The following is a 26,468-nucleotide window of genomic DNA, read 5'->3' on the forward strand; positions in this document are numbered from 1 at the left end:
CTAAATCCGTGGTATCCGGGACTCTTCATGCAGCCGTATCAGCGCGACTTCATTCGTTTTGCCATCGACCGCGGGGTTCTGCGCTTCGGTGAATTCACCCTCAAGTCGGGCCGCACCAGCCCGTATTTCTTCAATGCTGGCCTGTTCAACAGCGGTTCGGCCCTGGCCCAGCTCGGACGTTTCTATGCGGCGGCGATCGTCGACAGCAAGATTCCGTTCGACGTGCTGTTCGGCCCGGCCTACAAGGGCATCCCCCTGGCAGCCGCCACGGCGGTGGCCCTGGCCGAGCACCACCAGCTCGACCTGCCCTGGTGCTTCAACCGCAAGGAAGCCAAGGCCCACGGCGAAGGTGGCAGCCTGGTTGGCGCGCCGCTGACCGGTGACGTACTGATCATCGACGACGTGATCACCGCCGGTACCGCGATCCGCGAAGTCATGCAGATCATCCAGGGCCAGCAGGCCAAGGCTGCGGGCGTGCTGATCGCGCTGAACCGCCAGGAGCGCGGCAACGGCGAACTGTCGGCGATCCAGGAAGTGGAGCGTGACTTCGGTATCCCGGTGGTGAGCATCGTCTCGCTGACCCAGGTGCTGGAGTTCCTCGCCGACGACCCGGCGCTCAAGCAACACCTGCCGGCCGTCGAGGCCTATCGGGCCCAGTACGGGATCTGAGGCAAATAAAAAAAGGCGACCCTGGGGTCGCCTTTTTTGTGCCTGATCGCGGGGCAAGCCCGCTCCCACAGTGTGGGAGCGGGCTTGCCCCGCGAAAGGTTTAACGCTGCTTGCTGTTGGTGATCAAGGTACCCACACCGCTGTCGGTGAAGATTTCCAGCAGCACCGCGTTAGGTACGCGGCCATCGATGATGTGCGAGCTGTTGACGCCGCCTTGCACTGCTTCCAGGGCGCAGCGGATCTTCGGCAGCATGCCGCCATAGATGGTGCCGTCGGCGATCAGTTCGTTGACCTGCTCGGTGGTCAGGCCGGTGAGTACGGTGCCTTGCTTGTCCATCAGGCCGGCGATGTTGGTCAGCAGCATCAGCTTTTCAGCTTTCAGTGCTTCGGCCACCTTGCCGGCCACCAGGTCGGCGTTGATGTTGTACGACTCACCGTTGGCACCGACGCCGATCGGCGCGATCACCGGAATGAAGTCGCCCTTGACCAGCATGTTCAGCAGGTCGGTGTTGACGCTGGTGACTTCGCCGACATGGCCGATATCGATGATCTCCGGAGTGGTCATCTCCGGGGTCTGGCGGGTGACGGTGAGCTTCTTCGCGCGAATCAGCTCGGCGTCCTTGCCGGTCAGGCCGATGGCGCTGCCACCATGACGGTTGATCAGGTTGACGATGTCCTTGTTCACCTGGCCGCCGAGGACCATCTCGACCACGTCCATGGTCTGCGCGTCGGTCACGCGCATGCCATCGATGAAGTGGCTTTCGATCGACAGGCGCTTGAGCAGGTCACCGATCTGCGGGCCGCCACCGTGCACGACCACCGGGTTGATGCCGACCGCTTTCATCAGCACCACGTCACGGGCAAAACCGGTTTTGAGCTCTTCGCTCTCCATCGCGTTGCCGCCGTATTTGATCACCAGGGTCTTGCCGACAAAGCGGCGGATGTAAGGCAGCGCTTCGGACAAAACCTGGGCGACATGGGTGGCGGCATCGCGATCGAGGGTCATGCAGGGCTCCAGTTGGAACAAATAGTCGGTCAGAACGTTGGTTGCAGGTCAGGGGCAACGCGCGACAGTTGTGCGCGGAAAACTTCTTTGATTCGCTGCAGTTCGGCGTCGGTGTCGGCCTCGAAGCGCAGTACCAGCACCGGCGTGGTGTTGGAGGCGCGAACCAGACCCCAGCCGTGGGGATAGTCGACCCGCACACCGTCAATGGTGGTCAGGTTGGCCGCTTGGCCCCAGTCGGCGTCGCGTTGCAGTGCATCAATGATGCTGAATTTACCCTCGTCGGTCACATCAATGTTGATTTCCGGCGTGGAAATATCGTTCGGGAACGCGGCAAACAGCTGCTCGGCATCGACCTGGGCCTTGCTGAGGATCTCCAGCAGGCGCGCGGCGCTGTAGATGCCGTCGTCGAAACCATACCAGCGTTCCTTGATGAAGATGTGTCCGCTCATCTCGCCGGCCAGCAGGGCGCCGGTTTGCTTCATCTTTTTCTTGATCAACGAATGACCGGTCTTCCACATTAGCGCGCGGCCACCCTGTTGTTCGATCAGCGGGGTCAGGCGGCGGGTGCATTTGACGTCGAAGATGATCTCGGCACCGGGATTGCGCTCCAGCACGTCCTGGGCGAACAGCATCAACAGGCGGTCGGGGTAGACGATGCTACCGGTGTTGGTGACCACACCGACGCGGTCGCCATCGCCATCGAAGGCCAGGCCCAGGTCGGCACCGGTTTCCTTGACCTTGGCGATCAGGTCGACCAGGTTTTCGGGCTTGCCCGGGTCCGGATGGTGGTTGGGGAAGTTGCCATCGACTTCGCAGAACAGCGGGATCATCTCGCAGCCCAGGGCTTCGATCAGTTGCGGGGCAATCACGCCGGCCGCGCCGTTACCACAGTCCACGACCACCTTGAGTTTTTTCGCCAGCTTGATGTCGCGGGTGATCTGCTGGAAATAGCGATCCAGGATTTCGACTGTTTCGACGCTGCCTTCGCCGTGGCTCAAGTCGTTGGTTTTCAGGCGGGTCAACAGGGCCTGGATCTGTTCGTTGGCCAGGGTATCGCCAGCGATGACGATCTTGAAACCGTTGTAGTCCGGCGGGTTGTGGCTGCCGGTGAGCATGACGCCGGACTTGCCGGCAAGGACGTTGGCGGCGTAGTACAGGGCAGGGGTCGGCACCAGGCCGACATCACTGACCCGGCAACCGGCGTCGACCAGGCCTTTGATCAGTTGCTCGACCAGCATCGGGCCGGACAGGCGACCGTCGCGACCGACCGAAATGTTCGGTTCGCCCTGGGCGAGGGTCTGGGCGCCGATGGCGCGACCGATCCAGTAAGCCGTCTCGGCGGTCAGGGTTTTACCGACTACGCCACGAATGTCGTAGGCGCGGAAGATGCTGTCGGGAAGTGCGGGTACCAGGTGTGCCATGTCGTTCATCTCTGGGAAACTCCAATATCGAGGGCGTGCAGGGCAGGCTCAAACTGAACGCTTTGACGGTCATATCGCCAGAGAGTTCGCCATCCTTGGCGCGCTGTGGGCAATGGGTGGGTCAGTGGCTGCCGGAGTGACCGAAGCCGCCAGCGCCACGCTGGCTTTCGTCGAAGGCTTCGACGACGTCGAAATGAGCCTGCACCACGGGCACCAGGACCAGTTGTGCAATGCGCTCGCCAACGGCGATGGTGAATGGGGTCTGGCCGCGGTTCCAGCAGGAAACCATCAGTTCGCCCTGGTAGTCGGAGTCGATCAGGCCGACCAGGTTGCCCAGCACGATGCCGTGCTTGTGGCCCAGGCCCGAGCGCGGCAGGATCAGCGCCGCCAGGCCCGGATCACCGATGTAGACCGACAGGCCGGTAGGGATCAGCAGGGTCTGGCCCGGCTCAAGGATTGTGTCCTGCTTGAGCATGGCGCGCAGGTCGAGGCCGGCCGAACCCGGGGTGGCGTATTGCGGCAGCGGGAATTCGCTGCCGATGCGTGGATCGAGAATCTTGGCTTGTAGAGCGTGCATGCAGAGTTAAACCTGGTTGAGACGTTCGGCGATGAAAGCAACCAGCTGGCGGGCGATCTTGCCCTTGCTGGTCTGTGCGAAGAGTGTTTCGTGGAGCTGGCGATCGATCACGCTGCAGGCGTTCTCCTCGCTGTTGAAGCCGATGCTGGGGTTGGCCACATCGTTGGCGACAATCAGGTCGAGGTTCTTGTCCTTGAGCTTGCGCGCGGCGTAGTCGAGCAGGTGTTCGGTCTCGGCGGCGAAGCCGACGCTGAACGGGCGGTCTGGACGGGTGGCGATGGTGGCGAGAATGTCCGGGTTGCGGACCATCTGCAGCAGTAGGCCGTCACCTGTCGTAGGGTCTTTCTTGAGTTTTTGTGGGGCGATCACTTCAGGGCGGTAGTCTGCGACCGCGGCCGAGGCGATGAAAATGTCGCAGGGCATTGCAGCTTCGCAGGCGGCCAGCATGTCGCGGGCGCTGACCACGTCGATGCGCGAGACCCGATCGGGCGTCGGCAAATGCACGGGACCGGTGATCAGGGTGACTTTGGCACCGGCTTCGACTGCCGCCTCGGCCAGGGCAAAGCCCATTTTCCCGGAGCTGTGATTGGTGATGTAGCGCACCGGGTCGATGTTTTCCTGAGTCGGCCCTGCGGTGATCACGATGTGCTTGCCGGTCAGCGATTCGCGCTTGAAGCACTCGGCGGCGCACCAGGCCAGGTCGTTGGCTTCGAGCATGCGGCCCAGGCCGACATCGCCACAAGCCTGGCTGCCGGAGGCCGGGCCGAAGACCTGGATATTGCGGCTTTGCAGCAGTTCGAGGTTGGCCTGGGTGGCCGGGTCGCGCCACATGGCCTGGTTCATGGCCGGGGCGACGGCAACGGTGGCGTCGGTGGCCAGTACCAGGGTGGTCAGCAGGTCATCGGCCACACCCTGGGCCATGCGCGCCAGCAGGTCGGCAGTGGCCGGGGCGATCAGTACCAGGTCGGCCCATTTCGCCAGTTCGATATGGCCCATCGCCGCTTCGGCAGCAGGGTCCAATAGGTCCATGTGCACCGGGTGGCCGGACAGGGCCTGCAGGGTCAGCGGCGTGATGAATTCGGCGCCGCCGCGGGTCATGACGACACGCACTTGCGCACCGTGTTCCAGGAGTCGGCGAACCAGTTCGGCACTTTTGTAGGCGGCGATGCCGCCGCCGACGCCGAGAACGATGCGTTTACGATACAGCCGCTGCATAGGCTTGCCTTTTGCTCAGTGATTGTACGCGGCGACGACGCCTCCCCAGGCCGGATCGTCGCGTAAAAAAGAGCGGGTAATGTAGCACAGGGCTGAAACCCAGGAGCAGTAGCCGATAGACAGAGGGATGGGTCATGAGTATCAGGGACTGGCCTGCGGCGGAACGGCCGCGGGAAAAACTGCTGGAGCGTGGAGCGGGTAGCCTGTCTGATGCAGAGTTGCTGGCGGTTTTTCTACGCACGGGTGTGGCGGGTATGAGTGCTGTCGATCTGGCGAGGCATCTGCTGAAGCAGTTTGGCGGATTGCGCCATTTGCTGGAGGCCGATCAGGCCACGTTTCAGCGTGAGGTCGGGCTGGGGCCTGCGAAATACACCCAGTTGCAGGCCGTGATGGAAATTGGCAGGAGGCACTTGGAGCAAACCATCGCTCGCGACTCGGTGCTCCAAAGCCCTGACGCGGTACGCAGCTACCTCAAAGCCAAGCTGCGACATGAGCGTAGCGAAGTATTCGGATGTCTGTTTCTCGATACCAAACACCGTCCATTGGGTTTTGAGGTGCTGTTTCGTGGCTCGATCGACAGTGCCAGTGTATTTCCCCGGGAAGTCATCAAGCGTGCCCTGGCGCACAACGCTGCCGCTTTGATCCTCTGTCATAACCACCCATCAGGTGTAAGTGAGCCCAGCAATGCCGACGTGGTGCTGACTCAGCGCCTCAAGACTGCGTTGGGGCTGGTCGATGTCAGGGTGCTTGACCACTTCATCGTCGGTGACGGCGAGCCGCTGTCAATGGCCGAGTGGGGCTGGTTCGCGTCGTGATCCGGCCTATCGCGGGGCAAGCCCGCTCCTACAGATACAGTGCAGGTCTGTGGGAGCGGGCTTGCCCCGCGATAGATGGCATCAGCGCGGGACCTTCACCGTAGCGAAGTCCTGCCGTCCAAACGGGCTCACCTTATACCCCTCAACAGTTGTGCGCGTCAGCGCCGCAGCCGTCGGGTGAGCCAGCGGCAACCACAGCGCCTGTTGCTGGATCAGCCCCTGGGCCTGCTGGTACAGGCGGCTGCGCACGCTCTGGTCGGTTGTGGTCTTGCCGGCGCTGATCAGCTGGTCCAGGCGCTGGTCGCAATAACGGGCGAAGTTGGTCCCGGATTTTACCGCCGCACAGGCGAACTGTGGGCTGAGGAAGTTATCCGGGTCGCCGTTGTCGCCGGCCCAGCCCATGAACAGCAGGTCATGCTCGCCGGCCTTGGCCCGGCGAATCAGCTCGCCCCATTCGATCACACGGATTTCGGCCTTGATCCCGACCTTGGCGAGGTCGGCCTGCAGCAACTGCGCGCCCAGGCTCGGGTTGGGGTTGAGCAAGCTGCCTTGCGGGCGGGTCCAGATAGTGGTGCTGAAGCCGTCCTTGAGGCCGGCCTTGTCCAGCAGGGCGCGGGCCTTGTCGAGGTTGGCCGGGTAGCCGGGCAGGTCCTTGGCATAGCTCCAGGTATTGGGCGGGTAGGGGCCGTTGGCGGCAATCGCGGTGCCTTCGAACACGGCCTTGAGGTAACTGTCCTTGTCGAAGGCCAGATTGATGGCCTGACGGACTTCAGCCTTGTCCAGGGGTGGGTGCTGGCTGTTGATGGCCAGGAACGCGGTCATGAAGGCTTCGGTCTTTTCCACCTTCAGGGCCGGGTCCTTGCTGGCCGCGGCGATATCCAGCGGCTTGGGCGACAGGGCGATCTGGCATTCATTGCGCTTGAGCTTCTGCAGGCGCACGTTGGCATCGGGGGTGATGGCAAAGACCAGCGGGTCGACCGCCGGCTTGCCGGCGAAGTAATCCGGGTTGGCCCGATAGCGGATCACTGCATCCTTCTGGAAACGGTTGAAGACGAACGGACCGGTGCCGATCGGCTGGCTGTTGAGCTTTTCCGGGGTGCCGGCCTTGAGCAACTGGTCGGCGTACTCGGCCGAATAGATCGACGCGAAGCCCATGCTCAGGGTCGGCAGGAAGGTGGCATCGGCATGGTCGAGGGTGAAGCGCACGGTCAGCGGATCCACGGCCTCGATCTGCTTGATCAGGCTCGGTAACTGCAGGGACTGGGCGTGGGGATAGCCGCTCTGGGCGATCTTGTGCCAGGAATGGGCGGGATAAAGCATGCGCTGGAAGCTGAACAGCACGTCGTCGGCGTCCAGGGTGCGCCCGGGCTTGAAATAGCCGGTGCTGTGGAACTTCACCCCGGGGCGCAGCTTGAATTCATAGATCAGGCCATCGGGCGAAACGGTCCAGCTTTCGGCCAGGCTCGGCACCACTTTGCCCTGGCTGGCGTCGAACTCGACCAGGCGATTCATCAGCACGTCTGCCGAGGCGTTGGTGGTGGTCAGCGAGTTGTACTGAACCACGTCGAAGCCTTCGGGGCTGGCCTCGGTGCACACACTCAATGCGTCAGCCTGGGCGAACACCGGGCTGAGCAGGGTGGCGAACAACAGGGGTAGAGCGGCAGCGCGCATGGGAATTCCTTGGCTGATCGATGGCCCATCTGCCAGTGCAGTCTGGAAATGTCCTACCCTAGTGTGCCGGGCCTTAAATGGCCAACTCCTTTTTTAGCAATTGTGCGACGAGCGGTCGACGGCAGGCCAGCCCTGTCGGTATGCTGCTCCGGCGCGCCAGGCAGCACGACAACGTACATCTTCTGTTGTTGTGCTCTGGTCTTTCTGGTATAAAGCAGCGCTCTTTTCTAGGGGCTCGGTTTATCGCGTTGGCGATCTGACCGATAAGACCCTGAAGAAACACGGCGCCTGGCGCCAAAGACTGAGAGATTAAGCGGCCAACCCATGCCGGGTTGGGCATGTGGTTTTAGAGGGCTGAGGCATGTCGAGAGTCTGTCAAGTTACCGGTAAGGGTCCGGTAACCGGGAACAACATTTCCCACGCAAACAACAAAACCCGTCGTCGTTTCCTGCCGAACCTGCAGCATCATCGCTTCTGGGTCGAGTCCGAGAAGCGTTTCGTGCGTCTGCGCGTATCTGCCAAAGGCATGCGCATCATCGACAAGCGCGGCATCGATGCCGTTCTGGTCGACATTCGCCGTAACGGCGCCAAGGTCTAAGGGAGAGAATCATGCGTGAATTGATCCGTCTGGTGTCGACCGCTAATACCGGCCACTTCTACACCACCGACAAGAACAAGCGCACCACTCCGGACAAAATCGAAATCAAAAAATTCGATCCGGTTGTTCGCAAGCACGTGATCTACAAGGAAGCCAAGATCAAGTAATTGATCCGGCTGACGAAAAAAGGGCCCGTATCTCAGGATACGGGCCTTTTTTTATGGCGCGCTGTAATCAGCTGAAGTGAAACGACTGGATGATGCCGTCATCATTGGCGATGACATGGATACGGCTTGGGTCGTATTCGCGGGTGGAGAACTCACCGGCACCGACCACACGAGCGCGGCCGGTCAGCTCACTGATGTAGGCCTTGGCGCTAGGCACATAGCGGGTGCCGACAAGGTGATTGATCTGTTGCAGGGTTTCTTCGTTAGTCATGACGTTGCTTCCTTCGATTGATTGAATGCCCGGATGGGCAACGCCATGCTCCGCTGAGCGGGTCCTGCTCAAGTGGTATTTACTTATTTCTGTTCGAACATCACGTAGATCTTGCGGCATGGATCCAGCACTTCCCAGGTGCCTTTGAAGCCCGCCGGGATCACGAAGCGATCGCCTGCGCGCAGGGTCTTCGCGCCACCGTTTTCATCGCGCAGCACCGAAACGCCCTGCACGATCTCGCAGTATTCGTGTTCAGTGTAATTGACGGTCCACTGGCCTACTTCGCCTTCCCAGACGCCGGCGGCGAACTGCCCGCAGGGGCTTGCGTAGTGGTTGTAGACGGCCTGGTCCGGTTCACCCTTGAGGATCTTTTCAGCGGCAGGGCGATAGCGTTCAGCTTCGGTCAGGACCTGGGCGAAGTCGACAATCTGATCAATGAGCATGGCGTTTTCTCTTGTTTGTTTAATAAAATGAACATCAGTAGGCGTTTGGCCTGATTATGTCAAATATATTGATAATTGGGTCCCCTGTGGTTTAGGGTGGCAGGTGCCTGTGCGTATCGCACGCCCAGCCAGAATTTTTGACAGTGCCCGTGGGACCTCGTACGGCACTGCACCTTAACAAGAGGAGGAGTTTCGTATGACCACCCTGACTCGTGCGGATTGGGAACAGCGTGCCCAACAATTGAAGATCGAAGGCCGCGCTTTCATCAATGGTGAATACACCGCCGCCGTTTCCGGCGCGACGTTCGAATGCCTCAGCCCGGTCGACGGCCGTCTGCTGGCGCACATCGCCAGCTGCGATCTCGCCGACGCCCAGCGCGCCGTGGAAAACGCCCGCGCCACCTTCGCCTCCGGCGTCTGGTCGCGCCTGGCCCCGGCCAAACGTAAAGCCACCCTGATCCGCTTTGCCGCCCTGCTCAACGAACATGTCGAGGAGTTGGCGTTGCTGGAAACCCTGGACATGGGCAAGCCGATCAGTGACTCGCTGAGCATCGACGTACCGGGTGCCGCCCAGGCGCTGCGCTGGAACGGTGAAGCGATCGACAAGGTCTACGACGAAGTCGCCGCCACCCCACACGACCAACTGGGCCTGGTGACCCGCGAGCCGGTCGGCGTGGTTGCCGCCATCGTGCCCTGGAACTTCCCGCTGCTGATGGCGTGCTGGAAACTCGGCCCGGCCCTGGCCACCGGTAACTCGGTAGTGCTCAAGCCTTCGGAAAAATCGCCGCTGACCGCAATTCGCATTGCCCAGCTGGCAATCGACGCCGGTATCCCAGCCGGTGTACTGAACGTGCTGCCTGGCTATGGCCATACCGTGGGCAAGGCCCTGGCCCTGCACATGGACGTGGACACCCTGGTGTTCACCGGTTCGACCAAGATCGCCAAGCAACTGATGGTCTACGCTGGCGAATCGAACATGAAGCGTGTCTGGCTGGAAGCCGGCGGCAAGAGCCCGAACATCGTCTTCGCCGACGCACCGGACCTGAACGCCGCTGCCCAAGCCGCTGCCAGCGCCATCGCCTTCAACCAGGGCGAAGTCTGCACCGCAGGTTCGCGCCTGCTGGTCGAGCGCTCGATCAAGGACAAGTTCCTGCCGCTGGTACTCGAAGCCCTCAAGGCCTGGAAGCCTGGCAACCCGCTGGACCCGGCCACCACCGTGGGTGCGCTGGTCGATAGCCAGCAACTGAATACCGTCCTGTCCTACATCGACGCTGGCCACAGCGATGGCGCCAAGCTGCTGGTAGGCGGCAAGCGGATCCTGGAAGAAACCGGCGGCACCTACGTCGAGCCGACCATCTTCGACGGCGTCACCAACGCCATGAAGATTGCCCAGGAAGAGATTTTCGGGCCGGTCCTGGCGGTACTGACCTTCGACACCGCCGAAGAAGCCATCAACATCGCCAACGACACGCCATACGGCCTGGCCGCCGGCGTGTGGACCGCCGACATCTCCAAGGCGCACCTGACCGCCAAGGCCCTGCGTGCCGGTAGCGTCTGGGTCAACCAGTACGACGGCGGCGACATGACCGCACCGTTTGGTGGCTTCAAGCAGTCGGGCAACGGCCGTGACAAGTCGCTGCATGCGCTGGACAAGTACACCGAGCTGAAGGCGACCTGGATCAAGCTGTAACCGCTACCGCGCGATCCTGACCACAGCCGGACCCTGCTCGATGCGGGTCCGGCTGTGTTGTTTCTGCAGATCCACGACAGCCTGGGAGGCTGCAATGCGTTGGGGAACCTATTTCGCCGTGCTGACGGCGGTGCTCAGTGTCGGCCTGGCGCTGGGGGTGAGCATGCCGCTGGTGTCCTTGCGCCTGGAGGGCTGGGGCTACGGCAGCTTTGCCATTGGCGTGATGGCGGCAATGCCGGCCATCGGCGTCCTGTTCGGCGCCAGCCTGTCCAGCCGCCTCGCCGCCCGTTTCGGCACGCCAGGGCTGATGCGCCTGTGCCTGTGGGGCGGGGCGCTGTCCATCGGCCTACTGGCGCTGTTGCCCAGTTACCCGCTGTGGCTGGTGCTGCGCCTGCTGATCGGCATGATCCTGACCATTGTGTTTATCCTCGGCGAGAGCTGGATCAACCAGTTGGTGGTCGAACAATGGCGTGGTCGGCTGGTGGCCCTGTATGGCAGCAGTTATGCCCTGAGCCAGCTGGCAGGGCCGCTGCTGCTCGGCGTGCTGGGCTCGGAAGATGATTTCGGCTTCTGGATCGGTGCCGGCCTGCTGCTGGTGGCGCCGCTGGTATTGCTCGGGCGTGGCGGGGCGCCGAGTGCCGAGGCCTGCAGCGTCACGTTCTACGATTTGCTGGGCTTCTGCCGGCGTTTGCCGGTCATTGCCTGGGCCATTGCCTTGTTCGCCGCATTCGAGGCGATGATCCTGACCCTGTTGCCGGTGTATTGCCTGCAGCAGGGCTTCAGCACTGAGGTCGCGCTGTTCATGGTCAGTACCGTGGTGGTCGGCGATGCCTTGTTGCAGCTGCCCATCGGCGCCCTGGCCGATCGCATGTCGCGGCGCGCCTTGTTCGGCGGTTGCGCGGTGACCCTGCTGCTGTCGAGCCTGGCTATTCCGCTGCTGTTGCAGACCTGGCTGATCTGGCCGCTGTGGGTGCTGTTCGGCGCCAGTGCCGGTGGCCTGTTCACCTTGTCGCTGGTGCTGATCGGCGAGCGTTACCGGGATGATGCACTGGTGCGTGCCAATGCCCACGTGGCGCAGCTCTGGGGCATCGGCTGCCTGCTCGGGCCGCTGGCGGCAGGGGCGGGCAGTCAATGGGTCAGCGGGCATGCCTTGCCGTTGTTGATGGCAGTCGGTGCCGCGGGCCTTGTGCTGCTGGCGCGGCGGCCAGGCGCCTTCGAGCCGGCGCCGGCCTAGAGCATCCGTTCCAGGCCCACGGCCTTGCTGATCCAGGCATTGAAGCGCCGCCACAGGCCGCCGGGCTCAGTGGTCAGGGTGTGCAGCTGGTGATTGTCTTCAGTGACCCAGACCAGCTGGCCATCGACCAGTCGGGGTTGGTAGCTCAGGGTTGGCGCCATGCCTTGCACGGCCAGGTCTCGGGCGTATTCAGCAAGCTCGGTGCTGTCGACCAGCACGCCGACCTCGGTGTTCCACAGTACCGAGCGCGGGTCGAAGTTGAACGAGCCAATAAAGGTTTTGCGCCGATCGAAAATGATCGCCTTGCTGTGCAGGCTTGAGTCCGAGCTGCCGTGCAGGTGCAGCATACGCTTGGCGCTCGGGTCACCCGGTTGGCGCCGTAATTCATACAGGTGCACGCCATGTTCCAGCAGCGCCCGGCGGTAGGGCGCGTAGCCACCGTGCACGGCCGGCACGTCGGTCGCCTCCAGGGAGTTGGTCAGCAGCTTGACCGAGACACCGGCGTCGGCGCGGCTGGTCAGGTACAGCAGGCCCGGTGCGCCCGGAACGAAATAGGCCGAGACCAGGATCAACTCGTGGCGCACGCCATTCATCTCGGGGGCCAGTTGCTGGGTCATCAGTAACTGCGGATCCGGCTCGTCACGGGCCAGGACCTTGCTTGGCGCATCCCACAGCGCCTGGTTGTGGGCCCAGATCAGTTCGTTGCGCCAGATATCCAGGCGAGGGCGGGTCTTGTAGCCCATCAGGCGGTCATACAGGGCCTTGTGCTCGACCTCGGCCTTGGCCAGCGAGTCTTCCAGGCGCTGGCGGCTGGCACGCAAGTCGTCAGCAGTCGGCTGGGTCATGAGGAAATCGCCGATCGGACGGCTCAGCGCGCTGTTCCAGTACTGGTCGAAGCTGTGCCCCAGCTGTTCGGCCACCGGGCCGACACCGAGCAGGTCGATGTCGGTGAAGTTCAGGTTGGGTTCGGCATCGAAGTACTCGTCGCCCAGGTTGCGCCCGCCGACGATGGCCATGCTGTTGTCCACCAGCCACAGCTTGTTGTGCATGCGCCGGTGTTGCAGGTTCAGGTTGAACAATCGCCCGACGGCCCGGGTGACCCCGGTGCTGCGGCCCAGGTGCAGCGGATTGAACACGCGGATATGGATGTTGGGGTGGGCGGCGAGGGTGGCCATCTTCACGTCGAGGCCGTCGCTGGTGGTGTCGTCGAGCAGGATACGCACACGTACGCCACGATCGGCGGCCTGCAGCAGCTCGTGGACCAGCGCCCGGGTACTGAGGCCGTCGCGCACGATGTAGTACTGCAGGTCGATACTCGACTGGGCGTTGCGGATCAGTTCGGCGCGGGCACGAAAGGCTTCGTTGCTGTTGGGCAGCAGGCGAAAGCCCGAACGACCGTCATAGGCAGAGGCCTGGCGCTGTACCGAGCGACCGAAGGACGAATCGCTGGCTGGCAGGGCCTGACTGGTCTGGCGCGGTTGGCCGACGCTGGCGCATCCACTCAGGGCGAGCATCAGCGACAGCAACAATGGCAGCGCGCGCGGGTATCTCAAGGCGATGAATCCTTCACAACGGGGGCTTATGGATGTTGACCGCGAGCGGCGGCGGAAAGTTACCCGCCGCTGTCCGCTTCGGCCAGTAGACGAATGGCGGTTTCACCCACCTTGCGCACCGCCGCTTCGATCGCAGCGCTAGGGCGCGCGGCGAAATTCATCCGCAGGCAGTTACGGTACTTGCCCGAGGCAGAAAAGATGCTGCCCACGGCAATCTGTACACCCTGCCCAAGTAAAGCCCGGTTCAGGCGCAGCGTGTCGAAACTTTCCGGCAGCTCCACCCACAGCATGAAGCCGCCTTGCGGCCGGCTGGCGCGGGTGCCCGCCGGGAAGTAGCGGGTGACCCAGTCGCTCATCTGGTCGCGGCCACGCTGGTACTGGCTGCGCATGCGCCGCACATGGGGCTGGTAGTGGCCGCCTTCGATGAAGTCGGCAATCGCCAGCTGCGGCTGGGTCGCGGTGCAACCGGTACTGATGTACTTCATGTGCAGCACCCGCTCCAGGTAGCGGCCGGGCGCTACCCAGCCGATACGCAGGCCCGGGGCCAGGGTCTTGGAGAACGAACTGCACAGCAGCACCCGGCCGTCTTCGTCGAACGACTTGATGGTGCGTGGTCGTGGGTAGGTGTAGGCCAGGTCGCCATACACATCGTCTTCGAGAATGGCCACATCGAAGCGCTGCGCCAGGGTCAGCAGGGCTTTCTTGCGTGCCTCGGGCATGATGTACCCCAAGGGGTTGTTGCAGCTCGGGGTGATCTGGATGAGCTTGATCGGCCACTGTTCCAGGGCCAGCTCAAGGGCCTCCAGGCTGATGCCGGTGAGCGGGTCGGTGGGAATTTCCAGGGCCTTCATGCCCAGGCCCTTGAGGGTCTGCATGGCGCCGTGGAAGCTGGGCGAGTCCACCGCGACGATATCGCCGGGCTGGCACACGGCGCGGATGCTGGTCGAGAGGGCCTCGTGGCAGCCGGTGGTCACCACCAGGTCGGCCGGGTCAATGCTGCAGCCGGAGTCGAGCATCAGCCGGGCGATCTGTTCGCGCAGGGCCAGGGTGCCGGAAATGGTGTCGTAATACAGCCCCGGCATGTCCTGGCGCCGGCTCAGTTGGGCCAGGCTGCGCAGCAGCGGCTTGAGCGTCGGGCTGTCGACATCCGGCATGCCGCGTCCCAGTTGCACCACATCCTTGTTGGGGACGCTGCGGACCAGTTCGATGACCTGCTCCCACTGGGAAATTTCCACTGGGCGCTGTGCCGGTCGGCTGACGGCGGGCAGGGCCGGGAGGTTGCGGTCAGTGGGCACGAAATAGCCGGATTTCGGGCGCGGTGCGGCCAGGCCGTTGTCTTCGAGCAGGCGATAGGCCTGCTGCACCGTGCTCAGGCTGACGCCGTGTTCCACGCTCAGGGCGCGTACCGACGGCAAGCGGTCGCCAGGGCGATACAGGCCCTGCTCGATGCGGGCGCCCAGCAGCTCGGCAAGGTTGACGTAGAGGCTCATGGCATACTCCTGCGTAGGACTACAGCATCTGACCGGTACAGATGTAGGAAAAATACAGCATCACAGTAGGAAATCAGTCGGTTCTGTATGGAAATAATACAGCTATTTTGAATCTGTAATGCTTTTCTTCAAGCGCGCATGCTGTTTCCACGGTTATCCAACCCCCGGAGGAATCACGTCATGAGCGGCATGAGCGATGTGCGCTTGCAACTACACCCTGAAGAACTGAGCCGCGAGCAGCGCCCGAAGCTCTTCAGTGCCCCGGCCGGGCTCGGCCGCTGGGGGCTGATGGCGCACCGTTGGCACAGTCGCCGTGCACTGCTGGAGCTGACGCCCGAACAGCTGCGTGATGTCGGCCTGACGCCGAGTCAGGCGCGTGAGGAGGGACTCAAACCTTTCTGGCGTTCCTAGACCAGCTCCTTGAGACGATGCCAGAGCATGCCTAGGGCCAGCAGCGGCGAGCGCAGGTGCTTGCCGCCGGGGAAGGTCAGGTGGGGCACCTGGGCGAACAGGTCGAAGCGTCCGGCCTGTTCGCCGCTGATCGCCTCGCCCAGCAGTTTTCCGGCCAGATGGGTGGCGTTCAGGCCATGGCCGGCATAGGCCTGGGCGTAATAGACATTGGGCTGTTCGCGCAGGCGGCCGATCTGCGGCAGGCGGTTGGCGCCGATGCCGATCATGCCGCCCCACTGGTAGTCGATGCGCGCTTCCGCCAGTTGTGGAAACACCTTGAGCATCTTCGGCCGCATGTAGCCGGCGATGTCCTTCGGGTCGCGGCCGGAGTAGTGGCAGGCACCACCGAACAACAGCCGGCGGTCGGCCGAGAGGCGGAAGTAGTCCACCGTCACGCGCTGGTCGCACACCGCCATGTTCTGCGGCAGTAGTTGCCGGGCTTGGGCTTCGCTCAAGGGCTCGGTGGCGATGATGTAGCTGCCGGCGGGCAGGATCTTGCCGCCCAGCTGCGGGTTCAGATTGTTCAGGTAGGCATTGCAGGCCAATACCAGGGTGGTGGCGCGCACCGAGCCTTGCGGCGTGTGGACGCGCACCTGGGGGCCGTAGTCGATGCGGGTGACCGGCGACTGTTCGAACAGCCGCACGCCCAGCCGCTCGGCCACGGCGGCTTCGCCGATGGCCAGGTTCAGCGGGTGCAGGTGCCCCGAGCCCATGTCGATCATGCCGCCAACATAACGATCCGAGCCGATCACCGAGTGCATCTGTCCAGGCTCCACCAGGCGTAGTTCATGGCGGTAACCCAGGGCGTGCAGTTCTTCGGCGTCCTCGATGAAGCCCTGGTAGTCCCGCGGCTTGTTGGCCAGGTCGCAGTAACCCCAGGTCAGGTCGCAGTCGATGGCATGGCGTTCGATGCGCTGGCGGACAATCTCCACCGCTTCGAGCCCCATCAGCTTCAGTGCGCGCACACCGCTGTCACCCAACTGTGGACGGAACTGCTCCAGGCCATGACCGACGCCGCGAATCAGCTGGCCGCCGTTGCGTCCGCTGGCGCCCCAACCAATCCGCCGGGCCTCCAGCAGTACCACGCTCAGGCCGCGTTCGGCCAGTTCGATGGCGGTGTTGAGCCCGGAATAGCCGCCACCAACCACACAGACGTCGCACTGCAGTTCGTCGGCCAGTGGTGCATGGTCGGGCTGGGGTGCGCTGCTGGCGGCGTAGTAGGAAGCGGTGTGCGAGGCAGGCAGCGGGGCACCGACGGTCATGAAGTCATCCTGATTCGGGTGTTTGGAAAATTTGACGCAGGATAAGCCGTGCTTTCACGGCGGGGCAACCATGAGGCAAAATTGCTTTTTTCCCTGCTTCAGCCAAGGCCGCCATGAGTTGCAACAGCCACAAGATCCGCTTCCTGCGTGAGCAGATCCCGTCCTTCGACTGCGTGCCCGGCTGTCACGATTGCTGCGGCCCGGTGACCACTTCGTCCGAAGAGATGGCCCGCCTGCCGCGCAAGAGCGCTGCCGAGCAGGAAGCCGCCCTGGCTGAGCTCAACTGTGTGCACCTGGGGCCGGATGGCTGCACGGTGTATGAGGAGCGGCCGCTGATCTGCCGGCTGTTCGGCACCACCCCGCGCCTGCCTTGCCCCAATGGTCGCGGCCCGGTCGAGATGATCGATCCGCAGGCCGAGAAGCTGGTGCACCAGTACATCGCCAGCACCCGCCAGGTGCTGGTCTGAGCCTCAGTCCGGAATCGGCAGGCTGAGGCTCTCCTTGACCTCTTCCATGACGATATAGCTCTTCGACTCGCGCACGTGCGGCAGCTTGAGCAGGATGTCGCCGAGCAGCTTGCGGTAGGAGGCCATCTCCGAAATCCGCGCCTTGACCAGATAATCGAAGTCGCCCGAAACCAGGTGGCATTCCAGCACGTGCGGCAGCTTCAGCACGGCACGGCGGAACTCCTCGAAGGTGTCGCCGGACTTGTAGTCCAGGCTGATTTCGACGAACACCAGCAGGCTCCCTTTGAGGTGCTGCGGGTTGAGCCGGGCGTTGTAGCCCATGATGATGCCTTCGCGCTCCAGGCGCCGGACCCGCTCGGTGCAGGGCGTGGTCGACAAGCCGACCTTCTCGCCCAGTTCGGTAAACGAGATCCGCCCGTCTGCTTGCAGGATCCGCAGGATGTTGCGGTCGATCTTGTCCAGTTCACGCTTGCTTTGGTGCTGGGTTCTCATAGTGGATGCCCCTCCGTAAAAGCCAACCTTGCCGAGAATTGTCGCCAAATATAGGCTTTTATATAGTGAAAAGCACTGGTCATACCTTCCTATACTGCGCGCATCTACGCCATTAACAACAAATGTCAGCTGTGCGCTGCGTCGAGGGTAATCAACATGCGAGTTCTGGTACTTGGTAGCGGTGTGATCGGGACCGCCAGTGCCTACTATCTGGCACGGCAGGGTTTTGAAGTCGTCGTGGTCGACCGTCAACCGGCTGTCGCCATGGAAACCAGCTTTGCCAACGCAGGCCAGGTCTCGCCGGGTTATGCCTCGCCCTGGGCCGCACCGGGCGTACCGCTCAAGGCCATCAAGTGGCTGCTCGAGCGTCACGCCCCTCTGGCCATCAAGGCCACCGCCGACGTTGATCAATACCTGTGGATGGCGCAGATGCTGCGTAACTGCACCGCCAGCCGCTATGCCGTGAACAAGGAGCGCATGGTCCGCCTGTCCGAGTACAGCCGCGACTGCCTCGACGAGTTGCGCGCCGAAACCGGTATCGCCTACGAAGGCCGTAGCTTGGGCACCACCCAGCTGTTCCGTACCCAGGCGCAGCTGGACAACGCCGCCAAGGACATCGCCGTGCTCGAACAGTCCGGCGTGCCGTACGAACTGCTCGACCGCGAAGGCATTGCCCGCGTTGAGCCAGCCCTGGCCAATGTCACCGATATCCTCGCCGGTGCCCTGCGCCTGCCCAACGACCAGACCGGCGACTGCCAGCTGTTCACCACCCGCCTGGCGGAAATGGCGGTCAAGCTGGGCGTCGAGTTCCGCTTCGGCCAGGACATCCAGCGCCTGGACTTCGCCGGCGACCGCATCAATGGCGTGTGGGTCGATGGCAAGCTGGAAACCGCCGATCGCTACGTGCTGGCCCTGGGCAGCTACTCGCCGCAGATGCTCAAGCCGCTGGGGATTCGCGCCCCGGTCTACCCGCTCAAGGGCTACTCGCTGACCGTGCCGATCACTGATCCGGCCATGGCCCCGACCTCGACCATTCTCGACGAGACCTACAAGGTCGCGATCACCCGTTTCGACAACCGCATCCGTGTGGGCGGCATGGCCGAGATCGCCGGTTTCGACCTGTCGCTGAACCCGCGTCGGCGCGAAACCCTGGAGATGATCGTCAACGACCTTTATCCTCGCGGCGGCGACCTGAGCCAGGCCAGCTTCTGGACCGGCCTGCGTCCGACCACCCCGGACGGCACGCCGATCGTCGGTGCCACGCCGTTCCGCAACCTGTTCCTCAACACCGGCCACGGTACACTGGGCTGGACCATGGCCTGCGGTTCCGGCCGCTTGCTGGCCGACCTGATGGCGCGTAAAAAGCCGCAGATCAGTGCCGAAGGCCTTGATATTTCTCGTTACGGCAAACAGCAGGAGCCTGCAAAGCATGCCAGTCCAGCGCCAGCTCACCAATGAGCGCATGAGTCAGATCGTTACCCACAACGGCACCGTCTACCTGGCGGGCCAGGTGGGTGACGACATGAACGCCGGGATCGAACAGCAGACCCGTGAAGCCCTGGGCAACATCGAGCGCCTGCTGGACCTGGCGGGCACCGACAAGACCCGTCTGTTGTCGGTGACCATCTACCTCAAGGACATCGATGCGCATTTCCAGGGCATGAACGCGGTGTGGGACCAGTGGCTGCCCAAGGGCGTCGCCCCGGCCCGCGCCACGGTCGAGGCCAAGCTCTGCGAGCCGGAAATCCTCGTTGAACTGTCGGTGGTCGCTGCCTTGGCGTAACACGCAATCCCTCACCCGGTGCCGACTGCGGCCCACCAGCTGCCTTCGGGCACCGGGCTTTTTACTTCCAACCAGACTGCCCAGAAGGCTGCCGTCATGCGTCCTGCTCGTGCCCTGATCGACCTCCAAGCCCTGCGTCACAACTATCAACTGGCCCGTGAACTGTCCGGTGCCAAAGCCCTGGCCGTGATCAAGGCCGATGCCTACGGTCATGGCGCCGTGCGTTGCGCCCTGGCGCTCGAACAACAGGCCGATGGTTTTGCCGTGGCCTGCATCGAGGAAGCACTGGAGTTGCGGGCCGCCGGCATCAAGGCGCCGATCCTGCTGCTCGAAGGCATTTTCGAAGCCAGCGAGCTGGAGCTGATCGTCAAGCACGACCTGTGGTGCGTGGTGCATTCGCTGTGGCAGCTGGAAGCCATCGAGCAGACCCGGATGAGCGCACCGATCACCGTCTGGCTCAAGCTCGACAGCGGCATGCACCGGGTTGGCCTGCACCCGAAGGATTACCAGGCGGCCTATCAGCGCCTGCTGGCCAGCGGCAAAGTGACCCGCATCGTGCTGATGAGCCACTTCGCCCGTGCCGACGAACTCGACAGCGGCGCCAGCAACGACCAGGTGGCGGTGTTCCAGGCTGCGCGCCAGGGCCTGAGCGCCGAGGTCAGCCTGCGCAACTCGCCAGCCGTGCTCGGCTGGCCGAACATCCCCAGTGACTGGGTGCGCCCGGGCATCATGCTTTACGGCGCCACCCCGTTCGAAGTGCCACAGGCCGAGGCGGCGCGCCTGCAGCCGGTGATGACCCTGCAATCACGGGTCATCAGCGTGCGCGAACTGCCCGCCGGCGAGCCGGTGGGCTACGGTGCGAAATTCATCAGCCCGCGGCCGACCCGTGTGGGTGTGGTTGCCATGGGCTACGCCGACGGCTACCCGCGCCAGGCACCCACCGGCACACCGGTGCTGGTGGCCGGCAAGCGCAGCCAACTGATCGGCCGGGTGTCCATGGACATGCTCTGCATCGACCTGACCGACGTGCCCGAAGCTGGCGTCGGCAGCCCGGTGGAATTGTGGGGCAAGAACGTGCTGGCCAGTGATGTGGCGCTGCAGGCCGGGATGATCCCGTATCAGATTTTCTGCAACCTCAAGCGCGTGCCACTGGACTATATCGACGAGTGAAACGCCAAAGCGGACAGGCTGCGGGTCGAAGTGTTGTAAATACTGAACGCTGTTGCGATGATAATGTTCAATTTCGACCCCACTCGTTCGTTTAGGAGGCGCAAGCTTTGGACGTCGGTGAACGACTGCAAGCCATCCGCAAGCTCAAGGGCCTGTCTCAACGTGAACTCGCCAAGCGCGCGGGTGTCACCAACAGCACCATCTCGATGATCGAGAAGAACAGCGTCAGCCCTTCCATCAGCTCGCTGCGCAAGGTGCTGGGTGGCATTCCGATGTCCATGGTCGAGTTCTTTTCCGAAGAGCTGCAACCCGAAAACCCCACGCAGATCGTCTACAAGGCCCACGAGCTGATCGACATCTCCGACGGTGCGGTGACCATGAAACTGGTCGGCAAGGCGCACCCGAGCCGGGCCATCGCCTTCCTCAACGAAGTCTATCCGCCGGGCGCCGACACCGGTGAAGAGATGCTCACCCATGATGGCGAAGAAACCGGCATCCTCCTCGAAGGCCGCCTGGAGCTGGTGGTGGGGCTGGAAACTTTCATCCTCGAAGCGGGCGACAGCTACTATTTTGAAAGTACCAAGCCGCACCGTTTCCGCAATCCCTACGATGAGCCAGCCCGGCTGATCAGTGCGGCAACCCCGGCCAACTTCTAAAGTGTTGCGCGCGCGGCGGATTGTCGCGGCTAAGACCCTTTGGACTCTAGGGTTGTTTCGGTAAGGCAGGGTTCCCGTTATACTTGCGCCGCCTGCGAAACCGTGGCCGCGGGCGTGACTAGCCACCATGAGGGTGTACGCGTGAATCTAATCAAGAAAATGCTGGCCGTACCAGCTGCCGTATTGGCCCTTTGGGCAGTCAGCGCACAAGCTGCGACCAACGACGACATCGCCAAGCGACTGGAACCGGTCGGCCAGGTGTGTGTACAGGGGCAGGAATGCAAGGGCATGGAAGTGGCTGCCTCCGCAGGTGGCGGCGGTGCCAAGACCCCGGACGAAATCATCGCCAAGCACTGTAACGCCTGCCACGGCAGTGGTCTCTTGGGCGCGCCGAAAATCGGCGACACCGCCGCCTGGAAACAACGTGCCGACCACCAGGGTGGTCTGGACGGTATCCTGGCCAAGGCGATCACCGGCATCAATGCCATGCCGCCAAAAGGCACCTGCGCCGACTGCTCGGATGACGACCTCAAAGGCGCCATCAAGAAAATGTCCGGCCTGTAAGCCCACGTTTTTCCAGCAAAGCCCGCCTTGTGCGGGCTTTGTCGTTTCTGGCACTGGCCAGGGGAGCAAACTCGGGCCATGCTCGGTCGAACCTGCAGGGACGACCAGGAGGCACCGATGACGCAAAGTTGCTCGATCGAAATGGCCGTGGATCAGGTGCTGGCGCGCTTGCCGGCGCATATCCACATGGGCCTGCCCTTGGGACTGGGCAAGCCCAATGCCTTCGTCAATGCGCTGTACGCGCGCATCCGCCAGTTGCCGGAGCGGCGCCTGACGATCTACACCGCCCTGAGTCTGGGTCGGCCGGATCTTGGCAGCGGCTTGCAGCGGCGCTTTCTCGAACCCTTCGTCGAGCGGGTGTTCGCTGATTATGAAGAGCTCGATTACCTGGGCGACCTGCGCACAAACAGCCTGCCGGCCAACATCCGCGTCGAGCAGTTCTTCATGCAGCCCGGCAGCCTGCTGCACAGCAGCATGGCCCAGCAGGATTATGTCAGCAGCAACTACAGCCACGCGGCGAGGGATATCAATGCCAAGGGCCTGAACCTGGTGGCCCAGCTGGTGGCGCAGGATGCACAGCACCCGGAGCACCTGAGCCTGAGCTGCAACCCGGACATCACCCTCGACCTGCTGCCGATGATCGCCCGACGGCGGGCGGCAGGCGAAACCATCCTGTTGCTGGGCCAGGTGCATGCCGAACTGCCCTACATGCCGGGCGCCTGCGAGCTGCCCCGGCAGGACTTCGACCTGCTGATCGATACGGTCGAGCAGCGGCGCCTGTTCTCGACGCCAAACATGCCGGTCACCACCCAGGACCACTTCATCGGCCTGCATGCCAGCACCCTGGTGCGTGATGGCGGCACCTTGCAGATCGGCATCGGTGCCATGGGCGATGCCGTGACGGCGGCATTGCTGGCCCGTGAAGTGGATAACCCGGCGTACCAGGCCCTGATGGCCGATATCGACGTGCAGCCCTGGCAGCAGCTGATCGAGCGCGAAGGCGGCACCGCACCTTTCGGCGAGGGGCTGTACGGCTGCAGCGAAATGTTCGTCAACGGTCTGCTGGCGCTGGTCGAGGTGGGCATCGTCCGGCGTCCAGTGTTCGCCAACGGGCAACGGCAGTGCGATGACCCGGGCGTGCTGGTGCATGGCGGGTTCTTCCTCGGTCCCCGTTCGTTCTACCAGCGCCTGCGGGAAATGCCCCTGGCATCGCGCAAGCGCTTTGCCATGAGTGCCATCAGCTACATCAACGAGCTGTACGGCCAGGAGTCTCTCAAGCGCGAGCAGCGCCGCGATGCGCGCTTTATCAACACGGTGTTCAGCATGACCCTGATGGGCGCTGGCGTGGCCGACCAGCTGGAGGACGGCCGGGTGCTCAGCGGCGTGGGCGGGCAGTACAACTTCGTCGCCCAGGGCCACGCCCTGGACGGTGGCCGCTCGATCCTGCTGCTGCGCAGCTGGCGCGAGTCGGGAGGTGAGGTCAGCTCCAACCTGGTCTGGAGCTACGGCCATTGCACCATCCCGCGTCACCTGCGCGATCTGGTGGTGACCGAATACGGCATCGCCGACCTGCGCGGGCAGACCGACGCCGAGGTGATTGCCCGGTTGCTGGCGATCAGTGATTCACGTTTCCAGGCCGGGTTGATGGAGCAGGCGAAAAAGGCCGGCAAGCTGGCGCCGGGGTTCCAGCTTGACGCGCGGTTCAGTAACAACACGCCGCAACGGCTGGAGGTCTTGCGCAAGCGTCATGGGCAGCTGTTTGCCGAGTATCCGCTGGGTAGCGACTTTACGGCAGAGGAGCGGGATGTATTGCGGGCGCTGAACTGGCTCAAGAGCAAGTTCAAGCTGAGCGAAGTGCTGGAGCTGGGCAAGGCGGCGCTGGATGCGCCGGCGCCTGAAGCCTATCCCGCGCAGTTGGCGCGCATGGGGCTGGCGCGGCCGGAAGGGCTCAAGGAGGAGCTGTACCAGCGTTTGTTGCTGGCGGGGTTGCAGGCGACAGTGGTCGCTTGAGGGCCGATCGCCGGCTACGCCGGCTCCCACAGGTTGAACCTTGTGGGAGCCGGCGATGAGGTCGGTGTGGCTTACTCGATGAAAGTAACCACGCCACCTTCCAGCGACTTCACCCGGGCCAGCGACTCGACGCGGTAGCCCTGGCTGTCCAGCTCGGCGCGACCGCCCTGGAACGACTTCTCGATGACGATACCCAGGCCGGCAACAGTGGCACCGGCCTGCTTGATGATCGAGATCAGCGCCTGGGAGGCTTTGCCGTTGGCCAGGAAGTCATCGATCACCAGCACGCGGTCGCTGCTGTTGAGGTGGCGCGGGGAGATCGCCACGGTGTTTTCGGTTTGCTTGGTGAAGGAGTACACCGAGGCGGTCAGCAGGTTTTCGGTCAGGGTCAGCGACTGGTGCTTGCGCGCGAAAATCACCGGCACGCCCAGTTTAAGGCCGGTCATCACTGCCGGGGCAATTCCCGAGGCTTCGATGGTGACGATCTTGGTGACGCCGGAATCGGCGAACAGACGGGCGAACTCGTCACCGATCAGTTGCATCAGCGCAGGGTCGATCTGATGGTTGAGAAACGCATCGACTTTGAGAACCTGATCGGAAAGCACGATGCCTTCTTCGCGAATCTTCTGGTGCAGTGCTTCCACTGTGGTATTTCCTCGATGTAGCAAGAGTGGCCACGGCAATACGCCGCGACAAAGGTTGATTATCTAACGTTTGAGCATGGCGCGGATATCGGCCAGTGCATTATTGCCGCGAGCGGCTTTCACTTCGACGGGGGCATCGTCCAGGCCTTCCCAGGCCAGGTCATCGTCGGGTAGCTCGTCGAGAAAGCGGCTCGGCGCGCAGTCGATGATCTCGCCGTACTGCTTGCGCTTGGCGGCAAAGGTGAAGGCCAGGGTCTGGCGCGCGCGGGTGATACCCACGTAGGCCAGGCGGCGTTCTTCTTCGATCGTGTCGGCTTCGATGCTGGAACGGTGGGGAAGAATCTCTTCTTCCATACCGATGATGAACACGTAGGGGAATTCCAGGCCCTTGGAGGCATGCAGGGTCATCATCTGCACACCCTCGGCACCGTCCTCTTCCTCTTGCTGGCGCTCGAGCATGTCGCGCAGCACCAGCTTGCCGATGGCGTCCTCGATGGTCATGTCGCCGTCCTCGTCCTTCTCCAGCGTGTTTTTCAACGCGTCGATCAGGAACCAGACGTTGCTCATGCGAAAGTCCGCGGCCTTGTCGCTGGAGCTGTTGGTGCGGATCCAGGTCTCGTAGTCGATGTCCATGATCATGCTGCGCAGGGCGGCGATCGGGTCTTCGGTGGCGACCTGTTCGCGGACCTTGTCCATCCAGCGCTTGAAACGCTCCAGGCGGTCGGTGAATCGGCTGTCCAGGTGTTCGCGCAGGCCCAGCTCCTCGCTGGCCGCGTACATCGAGATCTTGCGCTCGGTGGCGTAGTTGCCGAGCTTTTCCAGGGTGGTCGAGCCGATTTCCCGGCGTGGCACGTTGATCACCCGCAGGTAGGCGTTGTCGTCGTCCGGGTTCACCAGCAGGCGGAAGTAGGCCATCAGGTCCTTCACTTCCTGGCGGCCGAAGAAGCTGTTGCCGCCGTTCATGCGGTACGGCACCTGGTGGTGCTGGAGCTTGAGCTCCATCAGCTTGGCCTGGTAGTTGCCACGGTAGAGGATCGCGAAGTCACTGTACGGGCGGTCGGTGCGCAGGTGCAGGCTAAGGATCTCCATGGCCACCCGCTCGCACTCGGCGTCTTCGTTCTTGCAACGGATCACGCGGATTTCGTCGCCGTGGCCCATTTCACTCCATAGCTGTTTCTCGAAGGCATGGGGGTTGTTCGAGATCAGCACGTTGGCGCAGCGCAGGATCCGGCTGGTGGAGCGGTAGTTCTGCTCGAGCATCACCACTTTCAGGGACGGGTAGTCGTCCTTGAGCAGCATCAGGTTTTCCGGCCGCGCACCACGCCAGGCGTAGATCGACTGGTCGTCGTCGCCCACCACGGTGAACTGGTTGCGCGTACCGATCAGCATCTTCACCAGCAGGTACTGGCTGGCGTTGGTGTCCTGGTATTCGTCCACCAGCAGGTAGCGCACCTTGTTCTGCCACTTTTCCAGGATGTCGGCATGTTCTTCGAACAGTTTTACCGGCTGCAGGATCAGGTCGTCGAAGTCCACCGCGTTGAACGCCCGCAGGGTGCGCTGGTAGTGCGAGTAGACGATCGCAGCCATCTGCTCCTTGGGGTTGCGGGCCTTTTCCAGCGCTTCGGGCGGCAGGATCAGGTCGTTCTTCCAGGCGCCGATCATGTTCTTGATCTCGTCGACGCCGTCGTCGCCCGAGTATTCCTTCTGCATGATGTCGGTCATCAGGGCCTTGACGTCGGTCTCGTCGAAGATCGAGAAGCCCGGCTTGTAGCCCAGCCGTTCATGCTCCTTGCGGATGATGTTCAGGCCCAGGTTGTGGAAGGTCGACACGGTCAGGCCGCGGCCCTCACCTTTGCGCAGCAGGGTGCCGACCCGTTCTTTCATCTCCCGCGCGGCCTTGTTGGTAAAGGTCATGGCCACGATGTACTGCGCGCGGATCCCGCAGTTCTGGATCAGGTGCGCGATCTTGCGGGTAATCACGCTGGTCTTGCCGGAGCCGGCACCGGCGAGCACCAAAAGAGGGCCGCCGACGTAGTTCACGGCTTCTTGTTGCCGGGGATTGAGTCGGGACATGAAAAAAACCGGGGTCGCTAGAAAAATAGCCGCGCATTTTAGCAGGGGTGGAAAGATTCTGCCGCGACCGTCTGACA

General features: G+C 62.9%; 26 protein-coding genes and 1 pseudogene. 14 read left to right on the forward strand and 13 right to left on the reverse strand.

All coding sequences use genetic code 11. The features are described from left to right. Nucleotides 1-27: 27 nt before the first annotated feature. Nucleotides 28-669 carry an orotate phosphoribosyltransferase gene (pyrE, locus tag ACIQUS_RS01100; RefSeq protein WP_285861466.1) on the forward strand — a complete coding sequence of 214 codons (642 nt, stop codon included), beginning with the start codon at nt 28-30 and terminating at the stop codon, nt 667-669. A 100-nt stretch (nt 670-769) separates the two neighbouring features. Here pyrE and argB read toward each other — a convergent pair whose 3' ends face one another. The 4 genes and pseudogenes from argB to coaBC all read right to left on the reverse strand — a co-directional run bounded on the left by argB (nt 770) and on the right by coaBC (nt 4,888). Continuing rightward, nucleotides 770-1,675 carry an acetylglutamate kinase gene (argB, locus tag ACIQUS_RS01105; RefSeq protein WP_285861465.1) on the reverse strand — a complete coding sequence of 302 codons (906 nt, stop codon included), beginning with the start codon at nt 1,673-1,675 and terminating at the stop codon, nt 770-772. A 29-nt stretch (nt 1,676-1,704) separates the two neighbouring features. Next, nucleotides 1,705-3,081: pseudogene (locus tag ACIQUS_RS01110) on the reverse strand (phosphomannomutase/phosphoglucomutase); the annotation flags it as partial. Nucleotides 3,082-3,217: 136 nt separating this feature from the next. Beyond that, a complete protein-coding gene (gene dut / locus ACIQUS_RS01115; protein WP_403041754.1) occupies nt 3,218-3,673 on the reverse strand; it encodes a dUTP diphosphatase in 456 nt (151 codons plus the stop codon). Nucleotides 3,674-3,679: 6 nt separating this feature from the next. After that, entirely contained in the window at nt 3,680-4,888 is a 1,209-nt protein-coding gene (gene coaBC, locus ACIQUS_RS01120; RefSeq protein WP_403041759.1) for a bifunctional phosphopantothenoylcysteine decarboxylase/phosphopantothenate--cysteine ligase CoaBC, read from the reverse strand. 134 nt (nt 4,889-5,022) lie between these two features. Here coaBC and radC point away from each other — a divergent pair, with 134 nt between their 5' ends. Then, nucleotides 5,023-5,703 (forward strand): DNA repair protein RadC, encoded by a 681-nt coding sequence (gene radC, locus ACIQUS_RS01125; protein ID WP_403041762.1) that lies wholly within the window; start codon nt 5,023-5,025, stop codon nt 5,701-5,703. Nucleotides 5,704-5,784: 81 nt separating this feature from the next. Here the strand turns inward: radC and ACIQUS_RS01130 are convergent, their stop codons facing one another. Continuing rightward, nucleotides 5,785-7,374 carry an ABC transporter substrate-binding protein gene (locus tag ACIQUS_RS01130; protein ID WP_403041765.1) on the reverse strand — a complete coding sequence of 530 codons (1,590 nt, stop codon included), beginning with the start codon at nt 7,372-7,374 and terminating at the stop codon, nt 5,785-5,787. A 361-nt stretch (nt 7,375-7,735) separates the two neighbouring features. Between ACIQUS_RS01130 and rpmB the strand changes: the two genes are divergently transcribed. Beyond that, nucleotides 7,736-7,972 (forward strand): 50S ribosomal protein L28, encoded by a 237-nt coding sequence (gene rpmB / locus ACIQUS_RS01135; protein WP_010225868.1) that lies wholly within the window; start codon nt 7,736-7,738, stop codon nt 7,970-7,972. 11 nt (nt 7,973-7,983) lie between these two features. Next, nucleotides 7,984-8,139 carry a 50S ribosomal protein L33 gene (rpmG, locus tag ACIQUS_RS01140; RefSeq protein WP_010225867.1) on the forward strand — a complete coding sequence of 52 codons (156 nt, stop codon included), beginning with the start codon at nt 7,984-7,986 and terminating at the stop codon, nt 8,137-8,139. A gap of 67 nt (nt 8,140-8,206) precedes the next feature. Here rpmG and ACIQUS_RS01145 read toward each other — a convergent pair whose 3' ends face one another. Together ACIQUS_RS01145 and ACIQUS_RS01150 are read right to left on the reverse strand one after the other, a co-directional pair. Next, nucleotides 8,207-8,410: an I78 family peptidase inhibitor gene (locus ACIQUS_RS01145; protein WP_403041768.1), complete on the reverse strand. Its 204-nt coding sequence runs from the start codon at nt 8,408-8,410 to the stop codon at nt 8,207-8,209. Nucleotides 8,411-8,493: 83 nt separating this feature from the next. Then, a complete protein-coding gene (locus ACIQUS_RS01150; RefSeq protein WP_403041770.1) occupies nt 8,494-8,853 on the reverse strand; it encodes a cupin domain-containing protein in 360 nt (119 codons plus the stop codon). Nucleotides 8,854-9,049: 196 nt separating this feature from the next. Between ACIQUS_RS01150 and ACIQUS_RS01155 the strand changes: the two genes are divergently transcribed. Both ACIQUS_RS01155 and ACIQUS_RS01160 read left to right on the forward strand, forming a co-directional pair. Beyond that, nucleotides 9,050-10,543: an aldehyde dehydrogenase gene (locus ACIQUS_RS01155; protein WP_403041772.1), complete on the forward strand. Its 1,494-nt coding sequence runs from the start codon at nt 9,050-9,052 to the stop codon at nt 10,541-10,543. 94 nt (nt 10,544-10,637) lie between these two features. Then, entirely contained in the window at nt 10,638-11,777 is a 1,140-nt protein-coding gene (locus tag ACIQUS_RS01160) for an MFS transporter (protein ID WP_403041775.1), read from the forward strand. Here the strand turns inward: ACIQUS_RS01160 and ACIQUS_RS01165 are convergent. Both ACIQUS_RS01165 and ACIQUS_RS01170 read right to left on the reverse strand, forming a co-directional pair. Continuing rightward, nucleotides 11,774-13,330 carry a phospholipase D family protein gene (locus ACIQUS_RS01165; RefSeq protein ID WP_403041777.1) on the reverse strand — a complete coding sequence of 519 codons (1,557 nt, stop codon included), beginning with the start codon at nt 13,328-13,330 and terminating at the stop codon, nt 11,774-11,776. The two genes, ACIQUS_RS01160 and ACIQUS_RS01165, sit on opposite strands and share 4 nt — an antisense overlap. Nucleotides 13,331-13,389: 59 nt before the next feature. Continuing rightward, nucleotides 13,390-14,820, reverse strand: a complete 1,431-nt coding sequence (locus ACIQUS_RS01170) for a PLP-dependent aminotransferase family protein (RefSeq protein WP_403041780.1) — start codon at nt 14,818-14,820, stop codon at nt 13,390-13,392. A 180-nt stretch (nt 14,821-15,000) separates the two neighbouring features. Here ACIQUS_RS01170 and ACIQUS_RS01175 point away from each other — a divergent pair, with 180 nt between their 5' ends. Further along, nucleotides 15,001-15,231 (forward strand): DUF1127 domain-containing protein, encoded by a 231-nt coding sequence (locus tag ACIQUS_RS01175; protein ID WP_403041782.1) that lies wholly within the window; start codon nt 15,001-15,003, stop codon nt 15,229-15,231. On the opposite strand, the gene ACIQUS_RS01180 is transcribed toward ACIQUS_RS01175, so the two are convergent. Next, entirely contained in the window at nt 15,228-16,532 is a 1,305-nt protein-coding gene (locus ACIQUS_RS01180; protein ID WP_403041784.1) for an NAD(P)/FAD-dependent oxidoreductase, read from the reverse strand. The genes ACIQUS_RS01175 and ACIQUS_RS01180 overlap by 4 nt on opposite strands. Nucleotides 16,533-16,645: 113 nt before the next feature. Between ACIQUS_RS01180 and ACIQUS_RS01185 the strand changes: the two genes are divergently transcribed. After that, nucleotides 16,646-16,999, forward strand: coding sequence for a YkgJ family cysteine cluster protein (locus ACIQUS_RS01185; RefSeq protein ID WP_403041787.1), 354 nt, complete (start codon nt 16,646-16,648; stop codon nt 16,997-16,999). A 3-nt stretch (nt 17,000-17,002) separates the two neighbouring features. Here ACIQUS_RS01185 and dadR read toward each other — a convergent pair whose 3' ends face one another. Continuing rightward, entirely contained in the window at nt 17,003-17,491 is a 489-nt protein-coding gene (gene dadR, locus ACIQUS_RS01190) for a transcriptional regulator DadR (protein WP_027980766.1), read from the reverse strand. 156 nt (nt 17,492-17,647) lie between these two features. Here dadR and dadA point away from each other — a divergent pair, with 156 nt between their 5' ends. The 6 genes from dadA (at nt 17,648) to ACIQUS_RS01220 (ending at nt 23,674) form a co-directional block, all read left to right on the forward strand. Continuing rightward, nucleotides 17,648-18,949, forward strand: coding sequence for a D-amino acid dehydrogenase (gene dadA, locus ACIQUS_RS01195; RefSeq protein ID WP_403041791.1), 1,302 nt, complete (start codon nt 17,648-17,650; stop codon nt 18,947-18,949). Then, nucleotides 18,921-19,274 carry a RidA family protein gene (locus ACIQUS_RS01200; protein ID WP_403041794.1) on the forward strand — a complete coding sequence of 118 codons (354 nt, stop codon included), beginning with the start codon at nt 18,921-18,923 and terminating at the stop codon, nt 19,272-19,274. The genes dadA and ACIQUS_RS01200 overlap by 29 nt, the downstream gene beginning before the upstream one ends. A 96-nt stretch (nt 19,275-19,370) precedes the next feature. Next, complete coding sequence (alr, locus tag ACIQUS_RS01205) at nt 19,371-20,444, forward strand: alanine racemase (protein ID WP_285861449.1); 1,074 nt, start codon at nt 19,371-19,373, stop codon at nt 20,442-20,444. Nucleotides 20,445-20,551: 107 nt separating this feature from the next. Next, complete coding sequence (locus tag ACIQUS_RS01210) at nt 20,552-21,100, forward strand: cupin domain-containing protein (protein WP_028942437.1); 549 nt, start codon at nt 20,552-20,554, stop codon at nt 21,098-21,100. A gap of 141 nt (nt 21,101-21,241) precedes the next feature. Next, nucleotides 21,242-21,664, forward strand: coding sequence for a c-type cytochrome (locus ACIQUS_RS01215; RefSeq protein ID WP_403041799.1), 423 nt, complete (start codon nt 21,242-21,244; stop codon nt 21,662-21,664). Between the two features lie 117 nt (nt 21,665-21,781). Beyond that, entirely contained in the window at nt 21,782-23,674 is a 1,893-nt protein-coding gene (locus tag ACIQUS_RS01220; protein WP_403041801.1) for an acetyl-CoA hydrolase/transferase C-terminal domain-containing protein, read from the forward strand. 71 nt (nt 23,675-23,745) lie between these two features. Here ACIQUS_RS01220 and xpt read toward each other — a convergent pair whose 3' ends face one another. Then, the gene (gene xpt, locus ACIQUS_RS01225) at nt 23,746-24,318 is read right to left on the reverse strand and encodes a xanthine phosphoribosyltransferase (RefSeq protein ID WP_028689919.1); all 573 of its coding nucleotides are present in this window, start codon (nt 24,316-24,318) and stop codon (nt 23,746-23,748) included. A gap of 63 nt (nt 24,319-24,381) precedes the next feature. Continuing rightward, complete coding sequence (rep, locus tag ACIQUS_RS01230; RefSeq protein WP_403041804.1) at nt 24,382-26,391, reverse strand: DNA helicase Rep; 2,010 nt, start codon at nt 26,389-26,391, stop codon at nt 24,382-24,384. Between the last annotated feature and the right edge of the window lie 77 nt (nt 26,392-26,468).

Source organism: Pseudomonas sp. NPDC090755, assembly GCF_044769005.1.
GTDB lineage: Bacteria > Pseudomonadota > Gammaproteobacteria > Pseudomonadales > Pseudomonadaceae > Aquipseudomonas.